A 12411-nucleotide genomic window follows, 5' to 3' on the forward strand; every position below is an offset into this window, starting at 1 on the left:
AGGAGCGTAACAATTATGACTAGCATGGAACACAAGCAGCAGTTGTGGTACAACGGGCCGGCGGGGGAATGGAACGAGGCGTTGCCGATTGGAAACGGGCGGCTTGGGGCTATGATTTTTGGCGGTGCAGCCGAGGAGAAGCTGCAGCTCAATGAAGATTCCGTGTGGTACGGTGGTCCGCGTGACCGCAACAACGAGGATGCGCTGCCTCATTTACCTGAAATCCGCCAGCTGATTCTGGAGGGAAGGCTGCGGGAGGCAGAGGAACTGGCTGGAATGTCGATGGCGGGTCTTCCTGAAGCGCAGCGCCATTATTTGCCGCTGGGCGAGCTGCTGCTGTCCTTTGGGGGTCATGAACAGCCTGCTGAAGAGTACAGAAGAGAGCTTGATCTGGAGACTGGCGTATCCCGGGTCAGTTATAGGATCGGTGAGGTTCAGTATACCCGTGAAATGTTTGCCAGCTATCCGGATCAGGCTATTGCCATCCGGATAGCTGCCGACCATAAGAACGGGATTTCCTTAAAGGCAAGGTTCAACCGTCACAACTGGAGATACCTGGAGAAGACAGAGAAGTGGCTGAACAGCGGGCTGGCGATGAGCGGGGAGTGCGGCGGCAAAGGGGGAAGCTCTTTTGCTGCTGCCTTGAAGGCGGTGACGGAAGACGGTATTTGCCGGACTATTGGCGAGTATTTGCTGGTGGATGGCGCGAGCTCGGTTACGCTGTTACTGGCGGCAGGAACATCGTTCCGTCATCCCGATCCGGAGCTTTATGCCAAAAGACAGCTGGAAAAGCTGAGCCGGGTTCCCTATGAAGAGATGCTGGCCCGGCATATCTCGGATTACCGTGAATTGTACGGACGGGTTGAGCTGGCACTGCCGGAGAACCCGCACAAGCGTGCGTTGCCAACCGACGAACGGCTGAAACGGTTCCGGGAGGGAGAGGAGGACAACGGGCTGATAGCGGCCTATTTCCAGTATGGCCGTTATTTGCTTATCGCCTCCAGCCGTCAAGGCTCCTTGCCCGCCAATCTGCAGGGGATCTGGAATGACAGCTTTACCCCTGCCTGGGACAGCAAATTCACGATCAATATCAATGCGCAAATGAATTATTGGCCCGCGGAAATCTGCAATCTGGCTGAATGCCATGAGCCGCTGTTTGAGCTGATCGGGCGGATGCGGGAGCCAGGGAGGGTCACGGCCAGGGTCATGTATGGCTGCCGGGGGTTTACCGCGCATCATAATACGGATATCTGGGCGGACACGGCTCCGCAGGATACCTACCTGCCCGCTTCCTTCTGGCCGCTTGGCGCCGCGTGGCTGTGCCTGCATCTTTGGGAGCATTACCGGTTCAGCCAGGATCGTTATTTCCTGGTGCAGGCGTATGAGACGATGAAAGAGGCTGCCCAGTTCCTGCTTGATTATTTGGTGGAGGACGCCGAAGGACGGCTGATTACCTGCCCGTCCGTCTCTCCTGAGAATACCTATAAGCTGCCGGACGGCGAATCGGGAGTGCTCTGCGCCGGGGCATCGATGGATTTTCAGATTATAGATGCCTTGTTTGGGGCTTGCATCCGAAGTGCGGAGATTATCGGCAGGGATGAGGCGTTCCGCGAGGAACTCGCCGCTGCTCTGGAGCGTCTGCCCAAACCGCAAATCGGGAAATACGGCCAGATTCAGGAGTGGATGGAGGATTATGAAGAGGTGGAGCCGGGGCACCGGCATATCTCCCATCTGTTTGCGCTATACCCCGGTGACGCCTTCACCGTGGAGCAAACGCCGGAGCTGGCTGAAGCGGCCCGGACGACGCTGGAGCGCAGGCTGGCCAGCGGCGGCGGCCACACCGGCTGGAGCCGGGCCTGGATCATCAATTTCTGGGCCAGGTTGCAGGATGAGGACAAAGCCTATGCGAATGTCCGCGCTTTGCTGGAGCATTCCACGCTGCCCAACCTGTTCGACAACCATCCGCCATTCCAGATTGACGGGAATTTTGGGGGAACGGCGGGGATTGCCGAGATGCTGATCCAGAGCCATGCGGGGGGAATCAAACTGCTGCCCGCTTTGCCGCCAAGCTGGAGCGAAGGAAGCGTCAAGGGTCTGCGGGCGAGGGGCGGATATACTCTTGATTTCACCTGGGCAGAGGGACTTGTTACGAAAGCGGTTGTGACTTGCACGGTTTCCGGTCCTTGCCGGCTGGAGGGTCCTGGTCTTGACTCCGTTTCATTCACCGGAGAAGCCGAAAGCTCCTATACATTCACGCGTTAAGAAAAATAGGTGGATGCCTATTCTGTCTGTATAATAGAAATGGCTGGCTGGGGTTGGCGTATTAACGCCAGCCCTATTCTGTTCGCCAGGAGCCTTGCCTAAAGAAAACCATTTATCTATAATCCGCTATGATTAAGCCCTGTACTTTAACAAGTCTGAGGAGTATCTGAATAGCAAGCGTTTTCATATTTTCGTATTTTTAGGGGGGAAGAACTATAGTTTATGAATTGGAAGCGCATTCTTGAAAGGTATAATTAATATTGTCACCAGGTGATTGACAGCAAACAAAAAGCAACTAGCCAAAAAGGGGAGGCATAACAAATGCATAAAACGGCAAAACGTTCCACCCGGGCATTAGCAGCTGGTACATTCGCGCTTGCGCTGGCACTGACAGGCTGCAGCTCGAACAACACAAACAACGCAAACAGCAACACAGCGAATGGGGGAAACGCTAGTCCGGCGGCAAATGCAGGAAACGCTAGTCCGGCGGCAAATGGAGACGATAATGCTCCGGTAACATTCTCGGTATTTTTGGCCAGTCCAGGGCAAACGCCTACGGAAGACAACAAGATTCTCAAACTGATTAAAGAAAAAACTGGCGTCAGCTTCAAAACGGAGCTTCTGGTGGGCGACCTGCAGCAGAAGCTGGGCGTTATGATTGCCGGAGGAGACTACCCGGACATTATGTCGGGCGATGACAAATTACTCAATGCCAAGGCGTACATTCCGCTTGAAGATTTGATTGAGAAGTACGCTCCCAACCTGAAAAAACATTATGCCGCGGTCTGGAATCAGATCAAGGATGAGACCGACGGACATATCTACGTTCTGCCAAGCTATGGGGTATATCAAGGAAAGATTACCGAACCAACTTACCAGGGACCAGGCTTCTGGCTTCAAAAGGCAGTGCTTGAGGAAATGGGATATCCGACTCCTAAGACTCTGGATGAATATTTCGATATCATCGCTAAATATAAAGCAAAGCACCCGGATATGATCGGATTTGAATCGCTCAACTTCGACTGGCGTGTATTCCCGCTTCAGAACGCTCCTGAGCATTTGGCGGGCCATCCGAATGACGGTGGCGTTATTGTAGACAACAACAAAGCGCAGATTTTTGCCGATAAGGACATTTCTAAGACCTATTATAAGAAGCTTAATGAAATTAACGCTCAAGGTTTGATGGATAAAGAAGCTTTCGTACAAAACTACGACCAGTACCTGGCTAAAATCGCAAGCGGCAAAGTCATCGGTATGTTTGACCAGCACTGGAACTTCCAGGATGGGGAAACCTCTTTGATTTCCCAGGGTAAAATTGAAAATACCTATATCGGCTTCCCTCTGCTCTATCCGGGCGCTGAGGAATGGTATCGTGACCGCGGAGCGGTCGGCACCAACCGCGGATTAGGTATTTCGATCAATGCCAAGGACCCTGTCCGGATTATCAAATTCTTGGATCAGATGATTACAGAAGATTGGCAGAAAACTCTCCAATGGGGAATCAAAGGCGAAGACTATGAAGTGAAGGAAGACGGCATGTTCTACCGGACGCCGGAACAACGGGCAAATGCGGATCAAACAAGCTGGCAGTTGGCTAACAAAATCACGACTATGTTTGGTTATATGCCGAAAATTCAAGGTACCTACAGCGACGGGAATGCAGCTGATGCCGGAACTCAGCCGCAGGAATTCTTCGACAGTCTGAAACCTTATGATCAGAAAATCCTGAAAGCGTATAACAAGAAAACATGGTCCGAATTCTTCAAGGAACCGAAAGAAAATTATATCTACTTCCCTGCTTACTCCATCGTTCTTAAGGACGGTTCGGCAGCCAAGCTTGCGCAGTCCAAGCTGAATGACCTTCAAGTCAAATATTTGCCGAAGGCCATTATGGCAAGTCCCGATGAATTTGAAGGGGTCTGGCAAGATTATGTCGACCGCATTCATAAGCTGGACATCAAGGCTTATGAAGACCGGATAAATGAAGGTATCCAGCAGCGCATCGAAAACTGGAGTGTGAAGTAGTCGATTCAAGACAAAGAATAGAGCGGGAAATCATATTTCCCGCTCTTCATTAATCCGGATAGTATGGAGAGAATGATCTTACAGGAGGGGAACACTAATGTCTGATGCCGTACTGGACAAACAGGTCAAAACTCAGAAGACCAGAAAACGCAGAGTCGATCCGGAAATCGGTGTGAGTCTTAGCTGGAAGACGCTGAAAATGCAGAAGCAGCTTATTTTCATGTCCGTACCGATTGCCATTTATTTAATTATCTTTAACTATGCTCCCATTTGGGGCTGGTTAATGGCCTTTCAGAACTACCGCCCGGCGCTCCCTTTCGGCAAGCAAGAGTGGGTAGGCTTGCAGCAGTTCCAATTTCTATTTTCAGATGAGACCTTTATGATGGTGCTGCGCAACACGATCGCCATGAGCTTTATTAACCTTGTGCTTGGTACTGTTACGGCAATCGGTCTGGCTTTGCTGCTAAATGAGATCAAAGCCAAGTTTTTCAAGCGTATCGTTCAGTCGATTTCGTATTTGCCGCACTTCTTGTCCTGGGTTATCGCAGCGGGCATCGTTGCCACTTCGCTGTCGATTGATGACGGAATTGTCAATATAATCTTAATGAAGCTTCACTTAATTAAAGAACCGATTATGTGGCTCAGTGAAGGAAAATATTTCTGGGGCATTATCGGGGCTTCGAACGTGTGGAAAGAGGTGGGCTGGGGCACCATCATTTATCTGGCAGCCATTACCTCGATCGATCCTTCTCTGTATGAGGCAGCGTCCATGGACGGCGCTAAGCGTTTTCAGAAGATGCGCTATGTCACTCTTCCGGGGATTAAAGCCACATTCGTTATTTTGCTGATTATGAACATCGGACATATTCTGGATGCCGGCTTTGAACTCCAATATTTGCTTGGTAACGGTCTTACTGTGGACTGGTCGCAAACCATTGATATCTTTGTAGTGAAGTATGGTATCGCTATGGGGAATTATTCTCTGGCTACGGCGGCAGGGATCTTCAAAACCATCGTCAGTGTCATTCTCGTATTCATCGCAAATTATATCGCAAAACGCCTCGGCGAAGAGCGATTAGTATAGAGGAGGAAGCCCATATGAAAGCTGTGACGAAAAGTTCAGGCCGCATTGAGCCGATTGTATTTCATACGATCAACACCATATTTATGCTCTTTGTGGTTGCCATCACGCTCTATCCATTCCTCCACACGCTGGCTGTTTCTTTCAATGACGGCAGTGACACTCTTGCCGGTGGAATATATTTCTGGCCCCGTGCCTGGACCATGGAGAACTACAGAGCCGTCTTTATTACAGGGACGATTTACCATGCCGCTTTTATCTCTGTGTCCCGTACGGTGCTCTCGACGGTATTCGGCGTTTTTCTGACTACGATGCTGGCGTATACACTGGCGCAGCAGCAATACATTTTCCGTAAAAAAATAAGTATGCTGTTCATCCTGACCATGTATTTCAATGCCGGACTGATTCCGAATTACTTCCTTATTAAAGAGTTAGGCCTGCTTCATAGCTTTATGGTCTATATCCTTCCAAGCTTGGTAAGCGCGTTCAACCTGATTATTCTCCGGACGTATATCCGGTCCCTTCCAGGCAGCCTCACAGAGTCGGCGAAAATCGACGGGGCGGGAGACTTCAGAATCTTCTGGAAAATCATCTTCCCGCTGTGTACTCCCGTGCTGGCAACCGTAGCTTTATTCATCGCCGTAGGCGCATGGAACTCCTGGTTTGACACGTTCCTATACGCATCATCAGATATCAAGCTGAGCACACTGCAATATGAAATGATGAAGCTGCTTGGTTCCACCATGAGTACGAACAACGATCCTTCTGCGCTGGCGGGCAATCAGCACAATCAGGCGCAGGCCCTGGTGACACCAGCTTCTATCCGTGCAGCCATCACAATTGTTACCGCGGTTCCGATTTTGTTCGTATATCCTTTTTTGCAGAAGTACTTCGTGGTAGGATTAAATTTAGGAAGTGTTAAAGAATAACTGAATATATAATATATAATTGGATTGTATGTTAATGAAAACCGTTTCGGCAGTGACCGAAGCGGTTTCTCCCGTTCCACAAGGTATAGCTTTCTGTAATCAAAAAATTTAGACATAAAGAGGGTGATGCCAATGCTTAAGGTACTGTTTGCCGACGATGAGCCGCTGATGCTTGAAGGGCTCCGGTTCCTGGTGGACTGGGAGGAACTGGACTTTGAAGTGTGCGGCGAGGCCCTGGATGGCGAAGATGCGCTGCAGCTTATTCATAGAACAAGGCCTGATTTAGTCATCACTGATGTACGTATGCCTGTGATCGATGGCCTTGAACTCATTAAGACATTTGCGAAAAGTGATTTTCAGCCGAAGTTCATCATTTTTAGCGGTTATGCTGACTTTGAGTATGCGAAAGAAGCCCTTAGATACGGGGTGTCCAATTATTTGACTAAACCCTTGGATGAAAGAGAATTGACAGAGGCATTGCAGACTGTAGCTGAACAAATACGTGCTGAGCAGAAGCTTGCTTCACGGCAGGAATTGATTTCAGCCTTCATCCAGGCTGAAAATGTATCCCGTCTTCTCATGCGGGAGAATACCGCAGAAGAAGTGGAAGAGGCACTCAAAACGCTGGAAATACATCCCGGCTCCCGGATATGCTGTGTATTGGCCCAGGGTGATTCGCTCGACAACTCACATTTGCGAGGACAAGCCTATTCCAGGAGTGTTAAGGAAATGTTCCACAATATAACTGTGTATCCTTTCATGGCCGGGAGCCATAAGTTTGGCTATTTGCTGGTTTCCCCGCCGGAAGGCCCGGAGCTTGACCCGATGATGCTGGCAAGCTGGATCAATGAAATGCGAACTCAGTTTAGCAGCCAGGTTCTTTTCTCGGCAAGTCTTGAGCACCAAGGTACCGCATTTCTAAAGGCTGCGTATCAAGAAGCCCTAACGGCAATATGCCGGCCGGATGGGAATACCTCCGAAATGGGTTTCTTCCAGAAGCAGGACAAGGATCAAATGGCGCTGCTTCCGGCAGGAATGAAGAAATCGCTGCTCCAGTCGGTTACCGAAGGGCAGCTTGATCCATTAAACCTCCAGCTGAGCGATTTATTTAAAATTTTCTCAGCGGATAGTACTTCAAGTGCCTGGATCGATGCTTTCCTGAGCAACATCAAAGCTGAGCTGCTCAGGGAAATCGATATAAGAGGAGGAGACTCGGGATTTTGGGCGGATAAATGGTTTCCACCCCGGGCAACCGCTTGCTGCCTGCCGCTGCTTGAGCGGCAGACGAAGGAGGATCTGCATGAAGCTGCCGAATGGTTCGCCTCAGCGGACAACAACCAGGAGGATACGCTCGTTACAGCAGCGATTGATTACGTCCGGACGCACTATCAGGAGAAGCTGAAGCTGCAGGAGATTGCCAAGCATTTACAAGTGAATTCTGCCTATCTGGGACAACGGATCAAGAAACGTTATGGCATCTCTTTTAACGAATTTCTTCATGAATACCGAATTGAAAAAGCCAAGAAACTGCTGTGCCGGACGGATATGTGCATTTCGGATATCTCTCAGCGTGTGGGCTATTCGGATGCCGATTTATTCGCAGCCAAGTTTAAAGCGCTGAATGGCGTCTCGCCTTCAGTGTACAAGAAGGGCTGATTCAAGGGGGAGGAGTGCAGCATGAAGGGCAAAAGGAAACCATCAGCCATCGTCAATGATATCCCGCTTAAATACAAATTTCTGTTTATCTATTTGCTGTGTGTTCTTGTCCCTATACTCAGCATCAATGGCCTCTTTTATGTTCAGATCAGCCGTAATGTGGATGCCCGTGAAAGAGAGAACCTTGAGATTTCTGTTGATCGGGTGGTCTATGATCTGATGCAAATCGTGAATGAATGTGTGGCGATAAGCAATACGGTTGCCGCAGACCGTGCGTATAATGAAATAATGGATTCGGCCTATCCGGATAACGAGGCTTACTATGATGCCTATAGCGATGTTCTGAGGGATAAGATGTGGCAATATAGCAATCTTCATTCCTATATTTATTGGATGGGTGTGTATACTACGAATCCCACCTTCCAGAACGGTGGCAGTTACTTTGTTTTGTCGGACAACGACAAGAAGAGTGAATGGTACCGCAAAATAACCGGTGGCCCGGACAAAGTGCTGCTAACCTCTTATCAGGCAACCAACCCGCTCAATCCGCCTCAGCAGGAGGTGTTTGTCAGCCTTATCCGCAAATTGGATAACTTTACAGGCCAGCCCTATAGTAAATATCTGCGAATCGATCTGCGGCTGAACAGTGTGCAGGAGCTGTTCCAGAAGGAACGTGACTATTTGCAGTTCAAGCTCCTGGATGAGCAGAACCGCGTCGTGCTGGAATCGGATCAGTCCTTCTACTCCATGGATAAAAATGTATTGTTGAATGTAGACACGGACAACAACCAGCCCTCCAAGCAGATTGTCCGAAATTTGAGCAGTGCGGGATATACGAATGGCTGGAGGCTGGTCGGAATTCCGGAAGGCAGAGTGGTTAATCATGAGATGAGCCGTGCGCTTCGGATTTCCTTGATTTTTGCTGTGCTTACTATAATCATCCCTACTTTGCTAATGATTGTTATTTTACAATCCTACAATCTGAGGGTAAGGCTTCTCTACAAACATATGAAGCTGGTCAAATACGAACAGTTTGAGAATATTGATATGTATGAGGGGAAGGACGAGATCGGTGGTTTGATCCGCAGCTTTAATCTGATGACGGAGAAAATCCGCAATTTGATCAACGATGTATATAAGCTGGAGATCCAGAAAAAGGACCTTGAACTGGAGCGGGTAAGAGCCGAACTGAACTATCTGGAAAGCCAGGTGGACCCGCATTTCCTCTTTAATACGTTGAACGCCATATTGGTCATTTGCAAGAAATATAAATATGAAGAGGTCACCGACGTGATCCGGAATTTGGCCCTTATTCTGCGCAGACTGCTAAGCTGGAAGGACGATCTGATTACCGTCGAGGAAGAAATATCCTTCATTGAAATGTATTTGCAGATTGAAAAGTTCCGCTTTCAGAGCCGGTTCACGTACGACATTGATGTTGACCCTGCCGTGCTGAATTGGCGGATTCCCAAAATGAGTGTTCAGGCGCTGGTGGAGAATTCCTGCAAGCATGGTCTGCAGTCGGTCAAAGGTGCAAGGAAGATTCACGTGTCTGCTTCCAGAAATGACGAAGGCCTTATTATTACTGTGACGGACAACGGTAAGGGAATTGAGAGGGAAAAGCTGAAATGGATCGAGTCCCACCTGCAATCAGAACAAGACACCGGACAAAATATCGGGCTCCGAAATGTCTATAAACGCCTGATGATGTATTATGACAGCAGAGCCAGGTTCACCATTAAGAGCACTGAGTATGAACAGACGGCGATCACCATTCAAATTCCAATAGACCTGGCATTAGTCCCAAAAGTGGAGGATTCCCATGTTTAAAGTGGTTTTAGCTGACGATGAAACAATTGCATTAGAGGGATTAAGAACATTAACCGATTGGGAGGAACTGGGCTTTGAAATCTGCGGAGTGTGCGAGAATGGGGAAGAAGCATTGACCACCGTTGTTGAATGCTCACCAGATCTTGTAATTACAGATATCCGCATGCCCGGCATTGATGGATTGGAGCTAATCAAGCAGGTACGCCAGCTGGATATGGAGCAGCCTCTATTCATCGTTCTCAGCGGTTACGGCGAGTTTGAATACGCACGGACAGCAATCCGTTATGGGGTGAGACACTACTTGCTGAAGCCTGTCATTGAAGCGGAATGGGAGAAGGCGCTTGCTGACATAACGGACGAGCTCGAAAAGCGTGTCAAGCACAAGAATCAGCAGGACATGCTTGCGAATCGGCTTCTTCCCGTTGCGATCGCCCGTATGCTTGAAGGGCAGTGGGTGGAGCCGGAAGAGCAGATTGCCGAGCAAATGGATCGTCTGGATGAGACCGTTTCAGGGTGGACTTATATCCATGTGGAGGGTCCAAAAAGTCATATCACGGAAATCTGCCGGAAGATGGCCGGGGCGGTCGGCGCCTTGTTTATTGATTTTCCATATGATCAGGCGGGGCTTGTCGTGGAGAGCTCAGCAAGTACAGCGGAGCTGGCACGGCGGGTATATACCGAGTTGTCACGGAACAGTAGCGTGAAAGGGTCCGTGAGCATCGGGCCGAGTGTGCAGTCTCTGCGTGAGCTGACCGTATCCTATATGATGGCTGCAGGGGCTGCCGCCCGCCATCTTTTTTATTCGGAAGCAAGCGGACCTATCGATACTGCCATGGATACATGTAACCAGCTTAGCTATAATCTTCCTTCCACAGATCTGACAGAGGAACTACTGGGCGCAGTGGAACGATTGCAGGAGCAGAAAGCCTTGGACCAATTGAAGGAAATGTTCAGAATGTTTGAAGTGAACAGAACCGCGCCTGAGGTTGTACAGATGACCAGCCTCGATATCATGCTGAAAAGTATGGAGCTAGTGAAGGAGTTCGGAGGGAAGGCTGAGCAGTGGAGTGATTCTTTTGAGTTTTTAAAAACCGAGCCCAAATCGCTTACAGTACTGGAAGACATGCTTAGGGATTTATTGAACTCATGTATGGAATATATCAGGCGGCATAAGGAACGCGGATCCGATCATCCGCTTGTACAGGTGGAATATTTCTTGAAGGACAATTATTCCAGACCTTTGACCGTAAAAGAAATTGCGGAGCATTTCTATATTAATCCGGTCTACCTGGGCCAGGCATTTATTAAAAAGAACAGTATCAGCATACTTGAATATATTCATAATTTGCGTATTGAACAAGCTAAGAAGCGGCTGATTGAAACGGGTGAGACCGTCAGGAAGATTGCAGAGAATGTGGGTTATGTTCATTACCATCATTTTTTAAGAGAGTTTGAAAAGCGGACCGCGCTGAAACCGGTCGCTTACCGCAACCAGGCCGGAGCTGAAAAATGATGGGTATCCTTCTTTAGTATAGTAATGGTAAACGCATACAAAAGCGATATCATAGACTTAACTGTCAACTACATTCAAATTAGGAGGTTATCGACGATGGCACAGGCAAGTAGCGGGTTCCCCGCATTGCATGAAGTGTTTCGGGACGCCTTCAAAATTGGCGCTGCGGTCAGCATGGACGTTTTATCTGCTCAAGCTTCTTTCATTGCTAAGCATTTCAACAGCATTACAGCCGAGAATGTGATGAAGCCGGAGGAAGTCCAGCCGCAAGAAGGAATCTATACATTTGATGCAGCCGACCGTATTTTTGAGTTCGCAGAAGCCAATAAAATTGCAGTCCGTGGCCATACGCTTCTTTGGCATAATCAGACAGGAGAGTGGATGTTCCGTAATTCAGAGGGTGAGCCATGCACCAGAGAACAGCTGCTCGGCCGTCTGCAAACCCATATCAACGCTGTTGTGGGCCGGTACCGCGGGAAGGCTTATGCCTGGGATGTGGTGAATGAAGCCATTGAGGATAAATCTGACCAATACTTGAGGCATACGAAATGGCTGGAGATCCTCGGAGAGGACTATCTCCGTGAGGCTTTTGAAATGGCCCATCAGGCCGACCCGGACGCCCTGCTGTTCTACAATGACTATAATGAGACCGATCCTGTCAAACGCGATAAAATTTATAAGCTGGTCCGAAATCTGCTCGACCAAAATACACCTATTCACGGGATAGGCATGCAGGCACACTGGAACATCTACGGCCCGACAATTGCCGAAATCCGCAGTGCGCTTGAGCTATATGCTTCACTTGGACTTAGAATCCACATTACCGAGCTCGATCTCTCCATGTTCCGGTTTGAAGACAAACGGACCGATTTGAAAGCGCCAACAGTTGAGATGCTGAAGCTTCAGGAAGAACGGTATGCGGAAATATTTGCTGTACTGCTGGAATACAGACAGGTCATTGATTCTGTTACTTTCTGGGGTGTAGCTGATGACTATACCTGGCTGGACGGTTTCCCGGTCCGCGGGCGTAAAAACTGGCCGTTTCTATTTGACGTACACCAGCAGCCCAAAGCTTCGTTCGGACGGCTTGCCGATCTGGCTGCTTCGAAATGATA

8 protein-coding genes are annotated in these 12411 nt (G+C 49.1%); all 8 read left to right on the forward strand.

The window, feature by feature from the left end:
* Nucleotides 1-15 precede the first annotated feature (15 nt).
* The 8 genes from QU597_RS07210 (at nt 16) to QU597_RS07245 (ending at nt 12409) form a co-directional block, all read left to right on the forward strand.
* On the forward strand, nt 16-2262 hold the full coding sequence (locus tag QU597_RS07210; protein ID WP_370656234.1) for a glycoside hydrolase family 95 protein: 2247 nt from the start codon (nt 16-18) through the stop codon (nt 2260-2262).
* A 321-nt stretch (nt 2263-2583) separates the two neighbouring features.
* Nucleotides 2584-4287: a type 2 periplasmic-binding domain-containing protein gene (locus QU597_RS07215; protein WP_310832007.1), complete on the forward strand. Its 1704-nt coding sequence runs from the start codon at nt 2584-2586 to the stop codon at nt 4285-4287.
* A 97-nt stretch (nt 4288-4384) separates the two neighbouring features.
* A complete protein-coding gene (locus tag QU597_RS07220) occupies nt 4385-5371 on the forward strand; it encodes an ABC transporter permease (protein WP_310832008.1) in 987 nt (328 codons plus the stop codon).
* Between the two features lie 14 nt (nt 5372-5385).
* A complete protein-coding gene (locus QU597_RS07225; RefSeq protein WP_310832009.1) occupies nt 5386-6297 on the forward strand; it encodes a carbohydrate ABC transporter permease in 912 nt (303 codons plus the stop codon).
* 132 nt (nt 6298-6429) lie between these two features.
* On the forward strand, nt 6430-7953 hold the full coding sequence (locus QU597_RS07230) for a response regulator transcription factor (RefSeq protein WP_310832010.1): 1524 nt from the start codon (nt 6430-6432) through the stop codon (nt 7951-7953).
* Nucleotides 7954-7974: 21 nt separating this feature from the next.
* On the forward strand, nt 7975-9783 hold the full coding sequence (locus QU597_RS07235) for a sensor histidine kinase (RefSeq protein WP_310832011.1): 1809 nt from the start codon (nt 7975-7977) through the stop codon (nt 9781-9783).
* Nucleotides 9776-11296 carry a response regulator gene (locus tag QU597_RS07240; RefSeq protein ID WP_310832012.1) on the forward strand — a complete coding sequence of 507 codons (1521 nt, stop codon included), beginning with the start codon at nt 9776-9778 and terminating at the stop codon, nt 11294-11296. Before QU597_RS07235 ends, QU597_RS07240 begins: the two co-directional genes overlap by 8 nt.
* A 96-nt stretch (nt 11297-11392) precedes the next feature.
* The gene (locus QU597_RS07245; RefSeq protein ID WP_310832013.1) at nt 11393-12409 is read left to right on the forward strand and encodes an endo-1,4-beta-xylanase; all 1017 of its coding nucleotides are present in this window, start codon (nt 11393-11395) and stop codon (nt 12407-12409) included.
* Nucleotides 12410-12411 lie beyond the last annotated feature (2 nt).

It is taken from the genome of Paenibacillus pedocola, from assembly GCF_031599675.1.
Taxonomy (GTDB): domain Bacteria; phylum Bacillota; class Bacilli; order Paenibacillales; family Paenibacillaceae; genus Paenibacillus_AQ; species Paenibacillus_AQ pedocola.